This window comes from Tumebacillus sp. BK434 (assembly GCF_004340785.1).
Lineage (GTDB): Bacteria > Bacillota > Bacilli > Tumebacillales > Tumebacillaceae > Tumebacillus_A.
Genome location: NZ_SLXS01000003.1, coordinates 607,985 through 629,678 on the forward strand (window position 1 = coordinate 607,985; position 21,694 = coordinate 629,678).

19 protein-coding genes are annotated in these 21,694 nt (G+C 58.8%); 2 read left to right on the plus strand and 17 right to left on the minus strand.

Annotated elements, in window-relative coordinates:
• Positions 1-27 precede the first annotated feature (27 nt).
• From EV586_RS11020 to EV586_RS11065, 10 genes are all read right to left on the minus strand, one after another.
• Positions 28-1,215, minus strand: coding sequence for an ABC transporter permease (locus EV586_RS11020; RefSeq protein ID WP_132945141.1), 1,188 nt, complete (start codon positions 1,213-1,215; stop codon positions 28-30).
• Positions 1,212-1,916: an ABC transporter ATP-binding protein gene (locus EV586_RS11025; RefSeq protein ID WP_132945142.1), complete on the minus strand. Its 705-nt coding sequence runs from the start codon at positions 1,914-1,916 to the stop codon at positions 1,212-1,214. Before EV586_RS11025 ends, EV586_RS11020 begins: the two co-directional genes overlap by 4 nt.
• Entirely contained in the window at positions 1,913-2,962 is a 1,050-nt protein-coding gene (locus EV586_RS11030) for an efflux RND transporter periplasmic adaptor subunit (RefSeq protein WP_132945143.1), read from the minus strand. Before EV586_RS11030 ends, EV586_RS11025 begins: the two co-directional genes overlap by 4 nt.
• A 2-nt stretch (positions 2,963-2,964) precedes the next feature.
• Positions 2,965-3,621, minus strand: coding sequence for a YknW family membrane protein (yknW, locus tag EV586_RS11035; RefSeq protein ID WP_165898532.1), 657 nt, complete (start codon positions 3,619-3,621; stop codon positions 2,965-2,967).
• 118 nt (positions 3,622-3,739) lie between these two features.
• Positions 3,740-5,128: an argininosuccinate lyase gene (argH, locus tag EV586_RS11040; protein WP_132945145.1), complete on the minus strand. Its 1,389-nt coding sequence runs from the start codon at positions 5,126-5,128 to the stop codon at positions 3,740-3,742.
• Positions 5,129-5,143: 15 nt separating this feature from the next.
• Complete coding sequence (locus tag EV586_RS11045) at positions 5,144-6,340, minus strand: argininosuccinate synthase (protein WP_132945146.1); 1,197 nt, start codon at positions 6,338-6,340, stop codon at positions 5,144-5,146.
• Positions 6,341-6,388: 48 nt separating this feature from the next.
• Positions 6,389-7,357, minus strand: a complete 969-nt coding sequence (gene argF, locus EV586_RS11050) for an ornithine carbamoyltransferase (protein WP_132945147.1) — start codon at positions 7,355-7,357, stop codon at positions 6,389-6,391.
• Complete coding sequence (gene carB / locus EV586_RS11055; RefSeq protein ID WP_132945148.1) at positions 7,320-10,604, minus strand: carbamoyl-phosphate synthase large subunit; 3,285 nt, start codon at positions 10,602-10,604, stop codon at positions 7,320-7,322. Before carB ends, argF begins: the two co-directional genes overlap by 38 nt.
• Entirely contained in the window at positions 10,585-11,676 is a 1,092-nt protein-coding gene (locus EV586_RS11060) for a carbamoyl phosphate synthase small subunit (RefSeq protein WP_132945149.1), read from the minus strand. The genes carB and EV586_RS11060 overlap by 20 nt, the downstream gene beginning before the upstream one ends.
• A 336-nt stretch (positions 11,677-12,012) precedes the next feature.
• Positions 12,013-12,303: a hypothetical protein gene (locus EV586_RS11065; RefSeq protein ID WP_132945150.1), complete on the minus strand. Its 291-nt coding sequence runs from the start codon at positions 12,301-12,303 to the stop codon at positions 12,013-12,015.
• A 212-nt stretch (positions 12,304-12,515) separates the two neighbouring features.
• Here EV586_RS11065 and EV586_RS11070 point away from each other — a divergent pair, with 212 nt between their 5' ends.
• Together EV586_RS11070 and EV586_RS11075 are read left to right on the plus strand one after the other, a co-directional pair.
• Complete coding sequence (locus EV586_RS11070) at positions 12,516-12,734, plus strand: hypothetical protein (RefSeq protein WP_132945151.1); 219 nt, start codon at positions 12,516-12,518, stop codon at positions 12,732-12,734.
• Between the two features lie 125 nt (positions 12,735-12,859).
• Positions 12,860-14,191 (plus strand): MFS transporter, encoded by a 1,332-nt coding sequence (locus EV586_RS11075; RefSeq protein WP_165898533.1) that lies wholly within the window; start codon positions 12,860-12,862, stop codon positions 14,189-14,191.
• 77 nt (positions 14,192-14,268) lie between these two features.
• Here EV586_RS11075 and EV586_RS11080 read toward each other — a convergent pair whose 3' ends face one another.
• The 7 genes from EV586_RS11080 to EV586_RS11110 form a co-directional block, all read right to left on the minus strand.
• Entirely contained in the window at positions 14,269-14,577 is a 309-nt protein-coding gene (locus EV586_RS11080) for a hypothetical protein (protein ID WP_132945153.1), read from the minus strand.
• A gap of 101 nt (positions 14,578-14,678) precedes the next feature.
• Positions 14,679-15,698 carry a hypothetical protein gene (locus tag EV586_RS11085; RefSeq protein WP_132945154.1) on the minus strand — a complete coding sequence of 340 codons (1,020 nt, stop codon included), beginning with the start codon at positions 15,696-15,698 and terminating at the stop codon, positions 14,679-14,681.
• Between the two features lie 33 nt (positions 15,699-15,731).
• A complete protein-coding gene (locus EV586_RS11090) occupies positions 15,732-16,559 on the minus strand; it encodes a DUF6345 domain-containing protein (protein WP_132945155.1) in 828 nt (275 codons plus the stop codon).
• A gap of 299 nt (positions 16,560-16,858) precedes the next feature.
• Positions 16,859-17,635, minus strand: coding sequence for a hypothetical protein (locus EV586_RS11095; RefSeq protein ID WP_132945156.1), 777 nt, complete (start codon positions 17,633-17,635; stop codon positions 16,859-16,861).
• Positions 17,632-18,594, minus strand: coding sequence for a multinuclear nonheme iron-dependent oxidase (locus EV586_RS11100; protein WP_132945157.1), 963 nt, complete (start codon positions 18,592-18,594; stop codon positions 17,632-17,634). Before EV586_RS11100 ends, EV586_RS11095 begins: the two co-directional genes overlap by 4 nt.
• Positions 18,595-18,605: 11 nt before the next feature.
• Positions 18,606-20,546: a B12-binding domain-containing radical SAM protein gene (locus EV586_RS11105; protein ID WP_132945158.1), complete on the minus strand. Its 1,941-nt coding sequence runs from the start codon at positions 20,544-20,546 to the stop codon at positions 18,606-18,608.
• A 339-nt stretch (positions 20,547-20,885) separates the two neighbouring features.
• Complete coding sequence (locus EV586_RS11110; protein ID WP_132945159.1) at positions 20,886-21,638, minus strand: DUF3050 domain-containing protein; 753 nt, start codon at positions 21,636-21,638, stop codon at positions 20,886-20,888.
• Positions 21,639-21,694 lie beyond the last annotated feature (56 nt).

Here is a 21,694-nt window from a genome sequence, read left to right on the forward strand (position 1 = left end):
GCCGTTTGACAGAAGGGCCTCCTGCTCTTACTCATAGCGCAAAGACTCGATCGGCTGCATCCGCGCCGCTTTGTTTGCCGGATACAGACCGAAGAAAATGCCGACTGCTGCCGAGAAACCGAACGCCAGCAGGATCGTCCACCACGAGACGAGGAACGGCCAGCCGGTCGCCATCGAGAAGATGCCCGCGGCGAGCAGGCCGATCAAAGTGCCGATCAGACCGCCGAGGAAGCAGAGAATGACCGCTTCGACGAGGAACTGGCGCATGATCATGCCCGGCGTCGCACCGATCGCCTTGCGAATGCCGATCTCGCGGGTGCGCTCCGTGACGGAGACGAGCATGATGTTCATCACGCCGATCCCGCCGACGAGCAGCGAGATGCCGGCGATCGATCCGATGATCGTCTGCACCACGTTAAACGCCGATGCCACCGCTTGCTGCGTCTCTTCGCCGGTCTGGGCGATGTAGTTCGACGCCGCTGTGTTGTGGCGCTTGGCGAGCAGTTTGCGCACTTCTTTGAGCTGCTTGCCGACTTCCGCCTGGTCTGCCGTCGCCGCTTTCGCCTGGATGTACTGCACGTCGCGAACTTCGCCGACGCCAGGCAGCGCCCCGAGCGGCAACAAGGCGTTATACACGTTGCCGGCCAGACCTGCCAGCAGCGATTCCTCCACTTTGTAGACGCCGACGATGCGGTAGACGCTGCTGTTCAAGGTCACTTTTTTGTTCAGCGCGGCCGCCGCCGAGCCGTACATCTTCTCGGCGTACTTCTGCTCCACGACCAGCACTTTTTGCCGGGAACGCTCTTCGCCCGCCGTGAAGAAATGACCCGCTGTGATCTTGACGTTGTTGATCTTGATGTAGTCGGCGTTGGTGCCGTTCAAGGTGAAGTTGATCGTCTCTTTGCCATGTTTCGACTCCGCCGGAAGCGTGAGCATACCAATCGCTGCGTCGATGCCCTTGAGACGCTTGATCTGCTCCACGTCGTCGACCGTCACCCCGCCCGTTTCGCCTTGGCTCTGCGGGATGACGATAAAGGAGCCGTCCGCCACTTGGCCGAGTTCGCTGACCAGAGACGACTTGCCGGCCTGGCCGATCGAGACGACGGCGATGACCGCCGCCACGCCGACCACGATGCCGATGATCGTGAGAAAGGAGCGCATTTTGTTGACGCGCACGTTCTCCAAGGCGAGCAGGACGCTTTCCCAGACATTCATGCCAGCACCTCCCCGGAGGCGCGCTGCTCATTCTGCACATCTTCGCGGATCACGCCGTCGCCGAAGCGCAGGACGCGCTTGGCGTGCTCGGCGATGTCCGCTTCGTGCGTGACGAGGATCACCGTCGCCCCTTCGTCATTGATCTGCCGGAACAGATGCATGATGTCGAGCGACGACTTGGAGTCGAGGTTCCCCGTCGGCTCGTCGGCGAGCAGGATCGGCGGGTTCATCGCCAAGGCGCGGGCGATGGCGACACGCTGCTTCTGTCCGCCGGACAGCTCGTTCGGGCGGTGCGAGGTGCGGTCGGCCAGCCCGACTTTGGCGAGCAATTCCTTCGCCCGCTCCGTGCGCTCCGCTTGCGGCACGCCGCCGTACAGCATCGGCAGCTCGACATTTTTCAAGATCGTCTGGCGGGGCAGCAGATTGAAGCTCTGGAAGACGAAGCCGATCTTCTGGTTGCGCACGATCGCCAGCTCATCTTCCGTCAAGCTCTGCACTTCTTCCCCATCCAGCACATAGCGGCCCGCCGACGGCACGTCGAGGCAGCCGAGCAGGTTCATCAGCGTCGACTTGCCCGAGCCGGACGGGCCCATGATCGCCACAAATTCGCCTTGGCCGATGAACAGGTCGGTCGGATGCAGCGCGTGCACTTCCAGCCCGCCTTGATCGTAGGTTTTGGAAATGCCGGTCAAGGTGATCATTGCACCTTCACCTTTTTGCCGGCGCGCAGGTCCTCCGGTACGCTTTTGATGATCTCATCCCCGGCAGACAGGCCGCTCAGGATCTCGATGTGCGTCTCATCCTCTTTGCCCGTCTTGACTTCCGCTTCGACCGCTTTGCCGTTTTCCACGCGGTAGACGAGCGCTTTGTCGCCTTCGCGCTTGACCGCTTCCAGCGGCACCAGCGGGTGCCGCTCCGCTTCGGTCAGCGTGATCTCCACCGTTGCGTTATAGCCCGGGCGCAGCTTGGGCGCCGGATTGTCGAGGGCGACGACCATCTCCACGGACGGATCTTTGGCGGCCGGATTGGCGATCGCCGCCGTCGGCGCCAGATAGGTCAATTTGCCCGGGTACGTGCTGTCGGCAAACGCGTCGCCGCTGACGGTAACGGCGAGCCCCTGCTGCACTTTGCCCGCATCGAGCTCACCGATCTGCGCGCGCACCTGCAGCGCGCCCGGGTTGGCGATGACCAGCGCCGGAGCGCCTTCCATCAGCATCTGGCCCGCTTTGATGTCCAATTGTGTGACGACGCCCGCATTCGAAGCGGTGACGGTGGCGGAAGCGATCTTCTTCTGCACCGCCTCCACCGACATTCTGGCGTTTTCGATCTTCAGGTCGTACAGGGTCAGGTCGACCTTCTGTCCGGACAAGAGCGGGTTGCTCTGTGCCGCTGCATTTTGCTTGCGGGCCGCCTCGCGTTCCGCTTCGGCGATCTTGACGTTGTTTTGCTCCATCTTCAGCTGCTGCTGCAGCTCGTCGACGCGCAGCGTGTACAAGGTCTGCCCCTTTTTCACCGCGTCGCCGGGCTTGACCGACAACTTCTCGACGATGCCGCTCGCCGGGGCAAAATAGTGCTGCACCTCAGCCGACTCGATCTGCCCGCTGGCGAACACCGTTTCTGAGATCGCGCCTTCTTCCGCTGCGGCGACGGAGACGTCGATCGTTTTGTTCAGATTGTAGACGTTCGCCCCGACGAGTCCGATGACCGACACGGCGATGACAGAACTCCAGATCAGCTTTTTGTTCATGATTATGCCGCCTTCGAGCCGAGCAGGGTGAGGAAGCTGACGACCGCCCAGCCGATCACGATCCACGTCGCAACAGAACCGCGGCCTTTGCGCGTCATCACCGAAGTCCCGATGATCATCAGCACCAGGCTCCAGATCGCAAACGGGTTGACCATCTGCGCGAGGACGAACAGCATCGACGTTTTATCGGACACAAACGCGCCCGCCGTCAGCGACACATCAAACAGCGAGGTCGCACCGGTCGCATAGGCGATGATCCCGGTGAGCAGCGTCCCGATGATCGTCGGGATGTACGAGTAGAGCGCAACTTTCGACAGCTGCATGTAAGTGGCTTCTCCGCGCACGAACAAGTTGACGAGCAGCAGGAGCAGACCGCCGATAAACATCGTCAGCACGATGCTGAGCGCTGCCGTGACGTAGCCGATGCCAAGCGCAGATGCGAGTGCAAGATCGCGGACCGTTTCCGGAATCTCCTGTCCCCGCTCCGCCTGTCTGCTCAGCTCCTGATCGATCGTGCCGATCATCGCATCCCCTTGCAGCCACAAGGCCAGCACCGACAGCGCCGTCAGCAAAATCAACGTCAGCACCCAACCGCCTTTTCCGCGCAGCCGTTCAAACGCGGCGGCCGGTTGTGTAAGTACCCCAAGAATATTCCCCATTTTTTTACACCCTTTCATAGTAGAGATTAATTTGATAAGATCTGGAACTACTTGTAATACGAACAACTCGCCAAAAGGTTCACCGTTTGCTGAAAAAAAGAAAAAACCGCGGAGTGAGTTACACTTCGCGGCCTTGGACAGCCAGCCAGTCTTGATAAGATGCGATCTGCTTTTTCACGCTTTCCGTGCCCGTTCCGCCGAGCGAGCCCCGCGCTTCGACCACATTGCGCACGTCGATCGCCGCATAGAGATCCTCGGCAAACAGCTCCGAAAAGCCCTGGTATTCTGCAAATGTCAGATCGGGCAGATACTTGCCCTTCTCGATGCAGTGCAGGACGAGCTTGCCGATCACTTCATGCGCCTGCCGGAACGGCAGCCCTTTGCGCACCAGATAGTCGGCGAGGTCGGTGGCGACGGAGAAGTCCTGCTGCACCGCCTGCTCCGTATTTTCGCGGCGCACCGTCATCGTTTCGATCATCCCGGCGAAGAGGATCAAAGAGGTCTTCAAGGTGTCGACCGTGTCGAACATCCCCTCTTTGTCTTCCTGCAGATCCTTGTTGTAGGCGAGCGGCAGGCCCTTGAGCACGGTCAGCAGGGAGAACAGATGCCCGTACACGCGTCCCGTCTTGCCGCGGATCAGCTCGGCGACGTCCGGGTTCTTTTTCTGCGGCATGATCGAGGAGCCGGTGCAGTACGCATCGTCCAGCTCGACAAAACCAAACTCGGTCGACGACCACAGCACCAGCTCCTCGCAAAAACGGGACAGGTGCATCATCACGATCGACGCGGCCGACAGGAACTCGAGGATGAAGTCGCGGTCGCTGACCGCGTCCATCGAGTTCTCATACAGGCGCGAGAAGCCCAGTTCTTGCGCGACCAGCTCCCGGTCGATCGGGAACGTCGTCCCGGCCAGCGCCCCCGCTCCGAGCGGCATCATGTCGATCCGCTTCAACGCGTCCTGCAGGCGCTCCACATCGCGGCGGAACATGCCTGCATAAGCGAGAAAATGCTGGGCGAGCAGCACCGGCTGCGCGCGCTGCAGGTGGGTGTAGCCGGGGATGATCACATCGAGATGCTGTTCCGATTTCGCGACCAGCACCTCGACGAGGTGGAGCAGCAGCCCGGCAAGCTCAGCCGCTTCCGCCTTCAAAAACAGGTGCATGTCGAGCGCGACCTGGTCGTTGCGGGAGCGCCCAGTGTGCAGTTTGCCGCCGACAGGGCCGATCTCGGCGATCAGGTGTTTTTCGAGGTTCATGTGCACGTCTTCATCGCCGATGGAAAACGGGAGCTCGCCACCTTCCCATTTTTCCTTCAACTTCAAGAGGCCGGCCGAGATCGTGTCGGCATCTTCCTGCGGGATGATGCCGCACGCGCCGAGCATCTTGACGTGTGCGAGCGAGCCTTGGATGTCCTGTGCGGCGAGGCGCTGGTCGAAGGAGATCGATGCGGTGAACTCTTCGACCAGCTCATTGGTCGGTTTTGTGAAGCGTCCGCCCCAGAGTTTCATAGCTGTACGGCCCCCTTACTTGCTGGTGTTGACTTTGGAGTAGACTTTGGTCGGCAGGCCCCACAGCTTGATGAAGCCTTTCGCCGCGTTATGATCGAACGCATCGTCCGGCGAGTAAGTCGCGAGGTCGAGGTCGTACAGGGACTGCTCCGATTTGCGGCCGACCGGCTGGTAGGTGCCTTTGTGCAGCTTGACGCGGACGGTGCCGGTGACGGTCGCTTGCGTTTCTTCAATGAAAGCGTCGAGCGCTTTCTTCAGCGGCGAGAACCAGAGGCCGTTGTAGACGAGCTCGGTGTATTTCAGTTCCAGTTGCGGTTTGAAGTGCGCCACTTCGCGCGGCAAGGTGATCGTTTCCAGCTCGCGGTGTGCGGCGATCAGGATCAGCGCGCCCGGCGCTTCGTACACTTCGCGGGACTTGATGCCGATCAAGCGGTTTTCCACATGGTCGATGCGGCCAACGCCGTGCGCGCCGCCGATCTTGTTCAGCTGCTCAACCAGTTCGACCAGTCCGAGCGCCTCGCCGTTCAACGAGACCGGGACCCCTTTTTCAAACCCGATCTCCACATACTCCGGCGCGTTCGGCGCATCGACCGGGTTGACCGTCCACTCGAACGCCGCTTCCGGCGCTTCCGCCCACGGATCTTCCAGCACACCGCATTCGCAGGAGCGGCCCCAGAGGTTGGCATCGACGGAGAACGGGTTCTCCTTGGTGATCGGGATCGGAATGTTGTGCTGCTTCGCGTACTCGATCTCTTCATCGCGCGACCAGCCCCACTCGCGGACCGGCGCCACGATTTCGAGGTTCGGGTTGAGCGCGGTGACCGATACGTCGAAGCGAACTTGGTCGTTGCCTTTGCCGGTGCAGCCGTGAGCGACGGCGACGGCGCCTTCCTGCTCGGCGTACTGCACGAGCAGCTGCGAGATCAGCGGGCGGGACAGCGCGGCGGACAGCGGGTATTTGTGCTCGTACAGCGCGTTCGCTTTCAAGGACGGCAGGATAAACTCTTGGGCAAACAGCTCACGGGCGTCGATCATGTACGATTGGGCGGCGCCGACTTGCAGGGCTTTGTTTTTCACAAATTCGAGGTCTTTGCCTTCGCCGACGTCGGCGGAGACAGCGATGACTTCATAGCCTTGTTCGTTGAGCCAGGTGATCGCCACCGAGGTATCGAGACCGCCGGAGTAGGCGAGGATAAGTTTTTTCTTGGACATGTGGTTCAGTCTCCTTTGCTTGTATGCTGATGAATTGGCAGATGAGATCTAGTTGTAGCTCATCGTGGCGACGAGAATCGCCTTTTGGACGTGCAGGCGGTTCTCCGCCTCATCGAACACGACCGAGTTGGGGCCGTCGATCACTTCGGCGCTGACCTCTTCGCCGCGATGGGCGGGCAGGCAGTGCATGAACAGATAGTCCGGCTTGGCGTGGGCTGCGAGCGTTTGGTTGACCTGGTAGGCGGCAAAATCCTGCTCGCGCTGCTTCTGCTCCTCCTCCTGCCCCATCGAAGCCCAGACGTCGGTATAGATCATGTCGGTGTCTTTCACGGCGGCGACCGGGTCGCTCGTGAGCAGCAGTTCGGTGCCGTGGAAGGAGGCGAGCTGCTGCGCCTGTGCGACGACCGCCGGGTCGCATTCGTAGCCGGGCGGGGTGGCGATGCGCAGGTTGAGGCCGAACTTCGGCGCTGCGATCAGCCAGGAGTTGGCCATGTTGTTGCCGTCGCCGACATAGGTGACGGTCAGGCCCTGCAGCTTGCCTTTCTTCTCGAGCAGGGTCAGCACGTCGGCCAGCACCTGGCAGGGATGGTGCAGGTCGGTCAGCCCGTTGATCACCGGCACGGTGGCGTATTCAGCAAATTCGGTGACGATCTCATGGCCGAACGTGCGGATCATGATGCCGTCCAGATAGCGCGACAGGACGCGCGCGGTATCGGGAATCGGTTCACCGCGGCCGATCTGCGTGTCGCGGCCTGACAGGAACATCGCCTGCCCGCCGAGCTGGTTCATCGCCACTTCGAACGAAACGCGGGTCCGCGTGGACGCTTTTTCAAAAATCATGCCGAGCGTCTTCCCAGCCAGCGGGCGGAACGCAACGCCCGCTTTGTGTTTTTGTTTCAGCTCCAGCGCCAGTTTGAGCAGCGCTTGCAGCTCTTGTGCCGAGAAGTCGGCAAAATCGAGAAAATCGCGTCCCTGCAGCTCATGAGCAGGCAGGGTGTGCAGCGGAATGGTCGCCATGGGAAATCCCTCCTTGAGAATCGATCGCGTATGGGGTGACCCCTGTGCCCGCTTCCAGCGACAACAGCCAGGCGGCGGCCGTGTCGAGCGCGGTCAGGCAGGGGATCTTCATTTCAACAGTAAAGCGGCGGATCAGGCAGCCGAGGCGCGCCGGGTCGTTTCCTTGGGTCGGCAGGTTGAGCACGAGGGAGATCTTGCCCGATTTGAGCAGGGTCAGCACCTCATCTTCATCGCGGGAAACGGGGTGGGCGGCCAGGCCGGATGTTTCTAAAAAGGCGGCCGTGCCAGCGGTGGCGTACAGCGTCATGCCATGCCCGGCGAGCTGGCGCAGCAGCGGCAGGCTTTCCGCTTTCAGGCGGTCGGTGATCGAGAGGAGCACGCCGCCGTCTGCCGGCAGGGAAAGTCCGCTGCCGAGGAACGCTTTGGCGAGCGCCTCCGGGTAGGTCTGGCCGATGCCGAGCGCTTCACCGGTCGACTTCATTTCCGGGCCGAGCTGGATGTCGAGGCCGGTCAGCTTGCCAAAGGAGAAGACGGGCGCTTTGACGACGACGTGGTCTTTTGCCGGGTAGAGCCCGATGCCATAGCCGCAGTCGGCCAGCCGTTCACCGCACTGGGCGCGGACGGCGAGCTCGACCATCGGCACCCCGGTCACTTTCGACAGGATCGGCACCGTCCGCGAGGCGCGGGGGTTGGCTTCCAGCACGTAGACGCTGTCGTTCGCGAGCACAAACTGGATGTTGAGCAGGCCGATGATACCGAGCGCCTTGGCGATGTTTTGCGTGTAGGCGACGAGGGTCGCGGTGACCGCTTCGCTCAGCGATTGCGGCGGGTACACAGCCAACGAGTCGCCGGAGTGGACGCCGGCCCGCTCAATGTGCTCGAAGATGCCGGGGATGAGCACGTGCTCCCCGTCGCAGATCGCGTCGACTTCCACCTCTTGACCGGTCAGGTACTGGTCGATCAGGATCGGGTGTCCGAAGGCGCTGGTACGGTTCGATTCAGCGTCCGCGCCTGCTTCGCCATTACTCTGGCTGCTCTCGGACGGATGGGCTGTTGCGATCCCCATCGCCTGTTCCATGTAACGGACGAGCTCCTGCTCGTCATGGACGATCGCCATGCCCCGTCCGCCGATCACGTAGGACGGGCGCACCATGACCGGGTAGCCGATGGCAGACGCTGCCTGCAGAGCTTCGGCCACGGTGTAGGCCGAACTGCCTTGCGTCTGAGGAATGCCCAGCCCGTCGAGCAACTGGCGGAACTCTTCGCGGTCTTCCGCCCGGTGGATCGCAGCGAGCGTGGTGCCCGCCAAGGTCAGACCATGGCGTTGCAGCGGTTCGGCGAGATTGATCGCCGTCTGCCCGCCAAATTGGACGAACACGCGGTCGATCCCCTCTCTGGCTGCCACTTCCAGCACATCCTCCGCCGTCAGCGGCTCGAAGAACAGGCGGTCGGCCGTGTCAAAATCGGTGGAGACCGTCTCCGGGTTGTTGTTCAGAATCACCGTCTCGAAACCGAGCTTCTCCAGCGCCTTCACCGCGTGCACCGAGCAGTAGTCAAACTCGATCCCCTGCCCGATGCGGATCGGGCCGGAGCCCAGCACCAGCGCTTTTTGCTTGTTCGTAGGCGAAAGGTATTCATCTTCGCCATGGTAAGTTGAGTAAAAATACGGTGTGGCGGATACAAATTCGGCCGCACACGTATCGACCAGCTGATAGGCCGGAGAGATGCCCCACCGTTTGCGCAGCGCCGTCACCTCGTCGGCCGCGATGCCGTTCAACTGGGCGATGCGCGCGTCGGAGAAGCCTCTTTGCTTGCAGCGGGTGAGCAGTTCTGCAGACAGTTCCGCCTGCGCGATCTCCCGCTCCACATCGACCAGCCCTTGCAGCTTTTGCAAGAACCACGCATCCACGGCGGTCGCCGCTTGCAGCTCTTGCCACGCTGCGCCGCCGCGCAGCGCTTCCATCAGCGCAAACAGCCGGCGGTCATCTGCCACGTCCGGCGCGGCGAGCGCGCCCTTCCACGTCAAGCCGTCCGCGCCGATCTCCAGCGACCGGACCGCTTTTTGCAGCGCTTCTTCGAACGTGCGTCCGAGCGCCATCACTTCGCCGGTCGCTTTCATCTGCGTGCCGAGCGTGCGGTCGGCCAGCGGGAACTTGTCGAACGGCCAACGCGGCACTTTGACCACGATGTAGTCCAAAGCCGGTTCGAACGACGCGAACGTCTTGCCTGTGACGGGATTCACAATCTCGTGCAAATGCTGCCCAATCGCGATCTTCGCGGCGATCTTGGCGATCGGATAGCCGGTCGCTTTGGAGGCCAAGGCTGACGAGCGGGAGACGCGCGGGTTGACTTCGATCACACAGTAGCGCTCCGCATGCGGATCGAGCGCGAACTGCACGTTGCAGCCCCCTTCGATCTTCAGCCCGCGAATGATCTTAAGCGACGCCGTCCGCAGCATCTGGTACTCGCGGTCGGTCAAGGTCTGTGACGGAGCGACGACGATCGAGTCGCCGGTGTGCACGCCGACCGGGTCGAGATTCTCCATGTTGCAGATCGTGATGCAGGTGTCGTTGCTGTCGCGCATCACTTCATATTCGATCTCTTTCCAGCCCTTGATGCTGCGCTCGACGAGCACCTGCGAGATCGGCGACTGCTTCAGCCCGCGCAGGAGGATGTCTTCAAATTCCTCCAACGTCTCGGCGATCCCGCCCCCGGTGCCGCCCAGTGTAAAGGCCGGGCGCAAGATGACCGGCAGTCCGATCTCCTGCAGAAACGCGCGTCCTTCGGCGAGCGTGTGTACGATCGCGCTCTCCGGAATCGGCTGCTCCAGCTCCTCCATCAGGTCTTTGAACAGCTGACGGTCCTCCGCGCGCTGGATCGAAGCCAGCGGCGTGCCGAGCAGCTGCACGTCATATTCGGCGAGCACGCCCGCTTCGGCGAGGTCGACGGCGAGGTTGAGCGCCGTCTGTCCGCCGAGCGTCGCGAGCAGACCTTGCGGACGCTCTTGGGCGATGATCGCCGTCAGCGTCGGCACGGTCAGCGGCTCGATGTAGATGCGGTCGGCCACCTCGTGGTCGGTCATGATCGTCGCCGGGTTGGAGTTGACGAGAATCACCTCGCAGCCTTCTTCGCGGAGCGCTTTGCAGGCTTGCGTTCCGGCGTAGTCGAACTCGGCGGCCTGCCCGATGACGATCGGGCCGGAACCGATGACGAGGATTTTGGCGAGATTAGGTGCTGCTGCTGACAAGTTGCGATCCCTTCCTTTCTTTCATCCCGGTCAGGAAGCGGTCGAACAGATACTCCGCATCCTGCGGCCCCGGGCAGGCCTCCGGGTGAAACTGCACCGAGAACGCAGGCAAGCTGCGGTGCGCCACCCCTTCGATTGTGCCGTCGTTCACATGGCGGTGCGTGACGGTGAGCGCTGGCGGCAGGCCTTGTTCCTGCACGCTGTAGCCGTGGTTTTGCGAGGTGATCCAGACTTTGCCCGTCTGCAGATCTTGCACCGGGTGGTTCGAGCCGCGATGGCCGAAGCCCATCTTCCCGGTCTGTGCGCCAAACGCCAGCGCCAACAGCTGATGCCCGAGGCAGATGCCAAACAGCGGATACGTCTCAGCCAGTTTTTTCACCAAGGGCAGATATTCAGCGCAGTCGGCCGGGTCGCCCGGGCCGTTGGAGAGCATGATGCCGTCCGGCTGCAAAGCGGCGATCTGCTCAAAAGCGGTTCCGGCCGGCACGATCGTCACTTGGCAGCCGAGCCGGGCCAGCGACCCGGCGATGTTCGCTTTGGCGCCAAAGTCGAGCAGTACGACATGCAGGCTGCCGCTGTCATGGAAGCGGCGAATCCCTTTCGCGCTGACCGTCTTGACGAGATCGCGGGGCAGCGCCGGGAACTTCATCCGCTCCGCTTCGGCCAGCATCGTCTCCGGCAGCACGTATCCTTTCAGACTGCCTTCTTCGCGGATCGTCTTGACCAACGCCCGCGTGTTCACGCCGGTCAGCCCAGCGATGCCGTGTTGCGCCAGATATTCGTGCAGCGTTTTTTTGCTTCGAAAATGGCTCGGGGAGTCGCAAGCCTCTCCGGTGATGAAGCCGGTCAGCCAGGGGCGCTCCGCTTCAAAATCCTGCTCGTTGATCCCGTAATTGCCGATCAGCGGGTAGGTCATCGCGACGATCTGCCCCGCGTAGGACGGGTCGGTCAGGATCTCCTGATAACCGGTCATCCCCGTGTGAAACACCACTTCTCCGTAACTCCAGTCTGACGAGCCGATCAGCTCGCCGCGAAATTGCCGTCCGTTCTCAAGAACGAGAACACCTTTCATGCTGTCTTTCCCTCCCCATGGGTGCGTCGTTGTCTTGTGTTATTATACATACACATGTATTTTTATTCAAGAACTGATTTTTGAACTTCGGATATGCACCCATTCGGGCGCAGGCTCATATCGTATCAATACATCACAACCCCACATGTGGGAGACGCGCACTCTGTCGTACAGAGAGAAAAGCGAGGTGGCAGCGGCACACGACGGCAGAGTCGCGATAACATAGATCGTCCCGGCTGCAGACGGGACACCGCTTTCCCTTTTCGTATAAAAAGGGACGGATGCGAGGGAAATGAAGCTCCCTGCACCCGTCCCTTTTTTGTCGTGCTGTACCGCTTACCAGAAAAAGCCGCCAACGAGCGGACCGATCGAACCCCAGACGCGCCAGAAGACAAACCCGATGAAAAACAGCACCAAAAATGTGATGATCCAGCCCATACCGCCAAAGCCGGCCGCAATGCCCGGCCAGTACCCCTGCGCCGCGCCGAACGGATAGGACTGTACTGTCCCTCCGGCGGCGCCAAAGGGAAAAGCGACTCTGCCTCTGGCATTGCGTGCGGCGTTTTGAGCGACGCGTCGTCCGACATCGTTACCGGCATTGATCTTGTATTTGCCTTTGCCTGCCATCCCGGTTCCTCCTTTGCCACCACGCTTCCCTTCAGTCTATGCCGGGAGGGATCATCGCGTATGGACGCCAGCCCGGTAGCTGTATTTTAACGTTATCTACGAAACATTGAGTAAAAATAATTGCGAACCTCGGGAGGAATCAATTTTACAGTTGGAGAATTTAGAATTACACAAACGTATACAACCTGCAGCGCTTGGCGGAGGTGAACAGGATGGACAAGGACGGTAGAAACCGCCTGCTGGAGCGGCTGGACGACGACCCGGACCTGCGTGTGGTGCAGAAGCAGCTTTCCGCACTTGAGGAAAAGATCAAAAGGGTCGTCTCCGAAGACGCATGGGATCTGGTGCTGGAATGGGAAGCCTTATGGGCGCACTATGTCACGCTTTGTCTGGAGAAACTGCAGCGGGCAACGGACAGCGACAACTCCTGAGCCTGGAGCAAGAGAACGGCCGTTTTACTGCGGCGGCGTTCTCTTTTTTATTAGTAGACAGACTTCTTCGAAGTTATTGCTGTGGTATAGTAAGAGGTAATTGCTTTAAGGAGGCACTTACTATTTTGCTGTCACGGTTTCATGCTCAACTCTTGATCCTTACGATTTCGCTCGGCGTGTTCGCCAGCGTCATGAGCACCTCGATGCTCGTGATCGCGTTCCCGGACATCGTGCGGGACTTCGGCATAACGGAGACGACACTGCAGTGGCGAAATCTGTTGTTTTATAGCTTGTTTGCAGTCGGCTTGCCTTTTTTCGGGATCTTGGCCGACCGCTTCGGGGCGCGGAAGCAGTTTTTGCTGGGGATGGCGCTGTTTTGTCTGGCGGCGATGATGAGCGGGCTGGTGCAGAACTGGACGGGCTGGCTGTTCTTCCAGTCCCTGCAGGCGGTCGCCGATTCGATGATCGTCGCCGCGCAGAGCCCGCTGATCCGCGCGGCCTTCCCGCAAGAGAAGATCGGATGGGCGTTCGGCTGGTTCGGAGCGGTGCTGTCGGCCGCCATGTTGACCGGACCGGCGCTGGGGGGACTGGTGATCGAGCACCTGCATTGGACGGCGATCTTCTGGGTGCTCGGCGCCTTCGGGCTGCTCGCGCTGATGCTGGCGGCGGCATTTTTGCCACAAATGATGCCGGGGGCGGAAGCGGCAGCCTGCAGGGAGCGCAAGATCCCCTGGCTGGGCCTTACGAGCATGCTGGCGCTGGTGCTGTGCGGATCGGTGTTGCTGCTGCACGGATTTGATGTGGCGCTCGGGCTGCTGACAGCCGTTGCCCTCGCGACACTGATCTGGAACGAGCGCCGCGCGGGCGGTGCCGCACTGTTTCCGCGGGAGATGGCGCGAAATACAGTCTTTCTTACGGCGGCTGTACGGGTGTTTCTGTTATTCCTCGGCGTCAACGCGATCGGCCTGTACGCCCCGACGTACTTGCGCAGCGTGCAGGGTTTGGGTGCCGACACGGTGGGCTTGATCCTGCTGACCCAGGCCCTGGTGGCGCTGCTGGCGGCAGGCAGCGCGGGCAAGCTGGCCGACCGCTGGCCGTATCGCTCGCTCGGTGTGGGGATCGGGGTGAGCGTGATCAGTTCGCTCTTGTTCTGGTTCGCCGATGCGGTGTCATTCGTGCCGTACTTCTTCCTGATCTTCTTCCTGATCGGCCTCGGCAGCCGCCTGACCATGCCCGCCCAGAACAAAATCGCCCTGCTCGCCGTCCCGCCCGCCGAGACCGGCAGCTACATGGGCGTGTTCCAAATGCTGCAGTTCGTCACCGGCGCTTTTGCGGCGACGCTGTTTGCCGGGATGAGTTTTCAGATGCTGATCGGGGTGGTGGTGTTCTGTCAGGTCGGGGCGATGCTTACGATTTTTTGGAAACCATCCCGACCGCTTAAACGTCCTACTCCCTAAAACGGGGAGCGGCACCTGAAAATGAAGATTATCTTCCTGCAGACCGCCGTCGCCCTGCTCCCCGGCGGTCTCTATGATCATTCGCTGCGTTTCAACCAGACTCGAACCGGCTTTTCCTCTGCTTCAATTTTATCGAGCACATAAGTTCGTCCTTTGATTCGAATCTCATCTCCCACCTTATACCCTTTTCGATCGGACGACTCCCCAATATACAATTGATCAAACGCTCCGCTCATTTTATCAGCTTCAACATTCCACTCCGTCCCATCCCAAGACTTTGAAGGCACTACAACACCCATTTGCTCAGGAAGTTCATATGAAACAGTACCGCAACCGGTCAGAAACAAGCCAAGGCACAAACAAGTCACTACCACTGCTGATCTCAAATTGACCCCTCCTTGTAATTGTTAATCTAAGTATGCACAATATAACGTTTTCCAGCAAACAGTAAATGCCCCCCATCCTTAGAATGAGGGGCATTTTCTACTTACTTTTTGCTTGAGGCACTTTCATTCCCAGGCAACACTTCTTTATGCAGGACAAAGCCATTGTCTACCGCTGGCACGACACCTGTAAATTCAGTATCTTTGCCGTTCATTTTGTACTTGCCTTTGAAAAAGTAGACTGGCTGCATAAACGGCTGTTCCTCGATCGGGCCCGCTTCTTCCCAATAAGTCAATTCGACTTGCTCAAGGATTGCGTCTGTCGCCCCCTCTTCAATCGTAATCATGCCCTTTTTCCCCTTCAATTCTTGAATTGCTTGGTCCATCGGCTTGAGCTTATACTTTTGGAAACCTTCATGAACTTTGTGATATTTTCTTACCGCTTCAATTTCGCCTTGATGCCCAACTTCAACTGTAATGCGGGATACACCTAAGACAGGCTTTCCATTCACGTGCTTGTACAAGTGCACCGTTTTACTCAATACGGAGCCCTTATCAGTTTCCGGATTAAGATTTCCCGCGATCTCTCGATTTTCAGTTACCCCCATAACTTGAAAATCATCCTGCAGCCAATTCAGCTGTTTTAAAAATGCGGTCGCATACTGAATCGCCTGTTCATCCGAAGGGATCTGTTTGGCTTGCCCGTCTATCAATTTTTGATCCATGTGCTCACGGTTCAGAAAAATAATTTTCCCACTGTTCTTTTCTACTTCCAAGAACTTGTTTCCATCTTCAACCCCCAAAGATTCTGCCTGTTCACGAACTTGCCCTTTCATCCCCAGCTTTGCAGCCATGCCGAGCACTTCATTTCTGGAAAAATTGATCTTTTTAAACTTAAAGACCTGAGCTTCCCCCGGAACGTTGTCTACCTTTGCCGTCACTTGAAAATCAATTTTGTCTGCCACCGTTTGGCCAGGACCTGGGATAAACAATTCCGGCAGTTTGGCTTGTTGCTCCCCTGAGGCGGTGAATGCTTTGTTATCTGCCGCCCCCACCTGCGAATAAATCACCCCGGCCCCCAACACTACAGACAGAGCAATGGCTGTAACCAGATTCTTTTTCATTGTCGTCCCTCCAGTTGATTACAAGTTTATGAATTACAACGCAATTGTCTTGTCCCACGTGCTAAACGAAGAAGCGCTTGTGCTCGAGTACACAGGAGCTGCAGCAGTTGAACTTGCATAGTTATCGCTGCCTTTAGTTGAATATCCCTTTACGCGTGCGATCACCGACCCAGTTGGATCGGAATCTCCATACGGCAGCTGTGGTTGATAGTAGGCAGCTGCATCGAAGAAAGAATCTTTAATGGTCCATCCGGCACCCATACGTGCAGCGTACCGTCCTCCCTCGGCCGAATCCAAGTACATGATGCTCGAGAATCCCATCATGAGATGCAAACCTTGAAACATGTTCCAAATCTTTGTTTCATACGCTGTATTGCCAAAATTACGCAAGAAATTGCACTGGTACATCGTGGCCCATCTCATCGAATCATCGCCCCAGCGGATCTCGTCCCATTGTGCATTTGAAGATTCCTGAGTTTCCGATGTATGGAATGTGGTGGAGGAATTCGCCGTGTAGAAATGGGAACCCGCGCCTTTGCCATTAGAAAACGCCCCCGCAGCAAGCCCGTGACCTCCAAAAGCAAAAAATTGCTTCGAGTCTGCGAATGAACTGGTCAAATCTAAGTCCCAAGCCAGATTATCCCGATACACCGTACCAGCAGAAGCCAAATTGTTCCCTACCATACCATCGTGGAGCTTTTGTACATACTCCCCGCCTGCACGGTCACCATAGGCACAACTCCCTGTACGGGTATACGCACTCTGACCAGAATACCCGTGTGTCCAGGCAGCAGACACCGTTTCAGTGAAAACGCTGCTTAAGATCGTCACCATTCCAAGCACGACAATGGACTTTTTCATTTTTAATACCTCCATTACATTGTTATAGAACCAGCGTGCATATATGGTAATATATAACACAAATTGTATCAACAGGAATATTATTCAATTTACAAAATGCACTTATCCTTTAGAAGATTACAAATAAAATCTCGATGACAGCATCCCATATGTCTAAGCTCCCCCATCTCTCATACAAAAAAGAAGGCTCCGGGCACCAGCCCAAAGCCTTCTTTTTCTTCACCAAACGAAAAATCGTCAGTCCTCCCCCAAAGCGGGCGATCGGAAACAGGATGCACGCAATCAGTACTCGCCCGATGCTACCCAAGCTGCTCTTCCTTTTGCAGAAGTCCCAGTTCGGTCAACTTCTGCATAACCAAATAAGCCTCCTCCCTCCCATCAGAAGCATGCATGCCCAACATGACCTCCGCGACCAACTCCGACACCGGTCCACCGATAAACCGCTCCTTCGTCGCCGCATACAGCCAGCACACTTCTGCATCTTCCCCGCTGATCGTGCGACCTCCGAGCGCCTCCGCCACTGCGCGCGGGTAGCACAGCACGGCAAACCGCGCCGCCCCGTTGTCCTGCACCAGTTCTGTGCGCACGCGAAACGCCGGGTCTTGGTTGACCGTCAAGATCCCCATCAGCGCCGTCAGAAACTCATGCGTCAACAGGCACCTCATCCGCGCATCCCGGACGAACCACGGGTCGCGCTGCAAAAATTCATAAAACGCTTCCTCCACGCAGATGCCTTCCCCCGCATACGGCAGCTCGCGATAGTGGGCGTACACGTCCGATTCTACAAACGCGTACACCACCTCCAGCGCCTTGCGCCCCCCGGCTTCCAGCGCTTGAAACACGCGGCTGTACGCGCCGCGTAAACCCCGGTTGAAACCGCGCTCGCCGGCCAGCAGATTGCGGCAGATCTGCTTCGCCGTCGCCGACAGCTCGTCGGGATCCACCGTGGCAAACGCCTGCAACAGCTCGTCCGGCCAGCCCAACTCCTCATACCGCCCGGCCAAAAACGCCTCCCGCGCCGTCCGGTGGTGCAGCAGGCGGTACAAAGCCTGATCCATTCGCAGCACACATGTCATCCCTGCGCCCACCTTCCCACGATCTCCTGCAGGCGCAGGAAGTTCGGTTCGGCTTTGGCGATCAGTGTGCCGTCTTCTGTATATTGAGGGTCTTCGTACGTGACCGCTTTCAACTCGGGGCACAGCGGGAGCAGGTACTCCAGCAATTGCAGCTGCTCCTCGAGCAGCACCCCGTGATGCAGGTCGCGAAACTTGCCCTTGATGATCTGACACCCGGAGAGATGGAACTCAAAGCAGTGTCTTAGCGGCAGCCGTTCCAATCCCTCAAACATCCGCTCGCCCGTGTTTCCTTTCAGCCACTGGTAGCTCAGCACATGGCCGATGTCGATCGTCACGGGCGATCCGGTCTCCACGGCGATCTCGCGAAAATATTCGAACGCATCGAGCTCGCCGATATAAAAATTCGACCCTTCCGTAAAGCCGGCAAATTCCACACAGAGCGGCGCCTTTAGCCGCTCCTGATACTCCGCGATGTTGCGGATGCAGGCCTGCAGCCCTTCTTTCGTCAGATATGGCGGCAGCGGAAAGGGCAGCACTTTACCATGCAGCGACCACAGCCCCAGATCTTCGACGATCCACGCCAGGTCATAGCGTTCGATCATCGCGTTGGTAAACTCGATGATCTCCTCTTTCGCGTAGGGCTCCAGCGCCCCCATGTTCAGCATCGTGTGATGAAACGCCCGATGCCCGATCTCCGGCACTTCCGCAAACAAGCGGTCGTACGCTGCGAAATAATCGTCCGCCCGCAGCCGGTTGCGATGCTTCGGCTGGAAGGCAAAAAACAGATAGGCAAACTGCCCGCGGTGCTTCTCGAAAAAATTTTTCATCTTCGGCGTGATCGTGTCGCCTTCCACACCGTCTTTCACAAATCCGATCTCGCCTCCCCAAGGCAAGTCCATGCCAAGCCCAAGGCCAAGCCGTTTGGCGACCTTGGGCATGCGAATCGTGTACGCCCCCATAAGCGTCCTCCTTACGATGTAGGTAGCCCTAACCCCATTTGTACGAACTGCTGCAGCACCTTGCTCCCCTCGTTGCGCCCTGCCGTAAGCATCAGGTCGTCCCCTTGCTGTACCAGCCCCGCAGGCAACACGAAAAAGCGCTGCCAGCGCAGGTCGGCGACATAGCGCCGTGCAGGCTGACCCGGCCGCTGCGACGCCGTGATCACTTTGACCCAAGGCAGCAGCGTTACCCGTTCCAAGTCCTCCTGCACCGTCCGCATGCCTTTGCGTTCATGCGGCGCGAGGTTGCTGTTTTTCTGCGGTTTGACTGTTTTGTAGATCTCTAAAAACCGCTGCAATCGCTCGTCAAACGTATCCCCGTCTTCATACAAAAAGTCGTTCCCCATCCGGCCCATCCCATAGCTTAACAGCCGGTTGCCCCTGAGTTCTGCCGTGTCTTTCCAGCGGATGTCATACTTCTCCGCCGCTTCCGCAAGAATCGTCTGCGGCTCTGCGACGAGCATCTGCATCACGTCGATGCCGATCTTGTCCGCATTTTGTGCTAAAAACGCCTGCGACGCCGCCACTTCTTCCGGCGTTTCATCGAGGATGCCGCCCATGATCGCGAGCTGCAGCGGAATCCCCGCCCGGTGCAGGTTGTCGATGATCGGCTGGTAGTGGCTGGCCTGCACGCCTTTGTCCAATTTATCGAGCAGGCGTTGCGAGTTCGTCTCATACCCGGCCGACATCAGCACGCAGCCCAACTCCTTCAGCTCCTGCACGAACGCTTCGTCGAGCAGGCACTCCTCAAGGCGGTTGCGCGTCGTGAACTGCAGCGTGTACCCTTGTTCCCGCAAGAGCCGCATCGCATGTTTCACAAGGCGCAAGTTGGTGTTTTCGTCGACAAAATTGATCCGGGTCACGCCGTACGTCTCGATCAGTTCGCGGCATTCGCGGGCCAACTGCCGGGCCGTCTTTTGCTGATAGCTCCCTTCGCGGCGCGAGCGGTTGCCATAAGAGCAGAACACGCACCGCCCGTAGTAGCAGCCGACACAGGTGGTCAGCCCGAAGTGGAACTCCTCATGCAGGTAGCCTTTGACGTTCAGCCCGGCGAAATCGGGCGTCGGCACCTGCTGAATGCCCACCGTCGAGCGCGGCCCGCGCCGGCCGATCTGTCCCTGTTGCAACCAGACAAAATCGGGCACCTCCGCTTGTGGCAGCTGGCCTGCAAGCGCTTGCATCAGCTTGTCCATCGTCTCTTCGCCGGCGCCAAGGCCGATGCCGTCCAGATGCCGGACGAACGCGGGAATCGCACAGATCTGCTCCCCGCGCAGCATCATCTGCTGCCCGCCGACGATCACAAACGTCTGCGGGCGCAGCTCCTTGACCCAGCGGGCCAGCAACAGAGTCGGCAACAGCTGGCTGTAGTACGCCACCGAGACGGCAAACACGTCCGGCTGCTCCTGCAACAGCGTCTCGCGGAGCCGCTCGTACAGCTCCGTTGCAGCAGGATCTTTTCCAGCATACGCTGCAGGTTCTTCAGCCAGCTCAAACTCCAGCGCCCGCTTGGCGATCTTTTCAAGCGAGGTGAGTTCTTCTCTGAGCACCGAGCCCTCCAGCAGCAGCTCCACCCCTTGGCGGACGAACGGCAAGGATGCCGCAGTGTCGCGAACCGATCCGGACTTTTTTTCGATCACGTCCTGCCACAGCCGGTCGTGATGTTCCAGCAGATAGCGCGCCAGCTCGGCGCGGTACTCCTCTTTCAACAGCCCCTGCGACGTGCGCTCAGACTCTTGCAAAAATTCACGAAGGCGCTGTTTCGAAAACAGACGGTGGCAGACATCGAGGTTGAAATCGTATTGGCCGACCTCGACGCCCTGTCGGCGCAGGTAGGCGGTGATCATCGGCAGACTCAGGTACGGGAACAGACGCGCTTCTGTCGTCGGCGGAAACACAAGCATCACTTTGCTCATCCTCGCATCCCCTCTAAACACGTCTCTTCATAAAGATAGAGAAGCACGGCGATACCTGCCCCCCAACAAGTACCCCTCGCTTCTCTATGCAAAAACAAGCTACCCCTGCTTGTGACTCTTATTCCTCATCCGATTCATCCAGGTGCGATTGAAACATGAACGTATGGAACGCATGTCCAACCTGCAGGTCTTCCGCTTCAACGATCTCCAGTTGCTCCAGGTCGTGGTTCATTTTGTCACCTCCCTGAGATAAAACTATACATCAAGATACAATAAATACAAAGAGCCCAATTCATCATTTTTTTGACAGTCATACTAAACTGTTTCATCCACCTCTATTTACATTGTTATGAAGGCAGATACTCCGTCCCACAGCTTGACCCGGCTGCGCAAACTGAGCTCAGCCGTCTCCATCGCCTCCCGCTCGCGCACGGCATCTCCGGCACACAGATAGGCCAAAAGTCGCTCGGCCAGCGGTCCATGCTCATCCCCGTCCAGCTCGATATGGCGCTTCAAATAGTACAAAAGCCTCTCCGCCGACTTGCCGCTTTCCTCCAGTTCCCGGACGAGATGGCTGAACATGTCGGGAATGATGTCCTCGCGCCCGTAGAAAAACGCCGCCGCCACCTGATGCGGCTGCCCGTGCAGCGCGATGTCGAGCGTGGTGTTCACGAACTGCTGCACCGACTCCGGGATGTCCGGGGCGTCGAGCGCCGCTTGCGGCGTCATCCCCTGCTGCAAACGGTCGAGAAAACGACGGATCGGCGCGGTGTCCGCTCCGGCTTCCTCCATCGCTTCCAGATAGAGGTCGAAGTGTGAGATGTACCCACCCCGTCCGTCTTCATCCGTCTCTTCGCCGAGCACGATCTCATTGATGAAGCGTGCGTATTGCGCCACTTGGCCCGGCATCCACGGCACCTCGGTCACCGTGAGTTCGCGCTGCAAGCGCTTGAGCAGGCTCATAAAATCCCAGACGGCAAACACGTGGTGTTCCATAAACAGGCGCACGTGCTCCGCCGAGGTCAATTTTTTGTACACGGGGTGAAGCAGCAGTTCGTCACGAACCGCTTCAAAAGCCTGAGTATTCTGCATAGAAACTGTCATCTCCTAAGCTGTTTTGGATAGCTTCGGAAATTATATCACTCCTC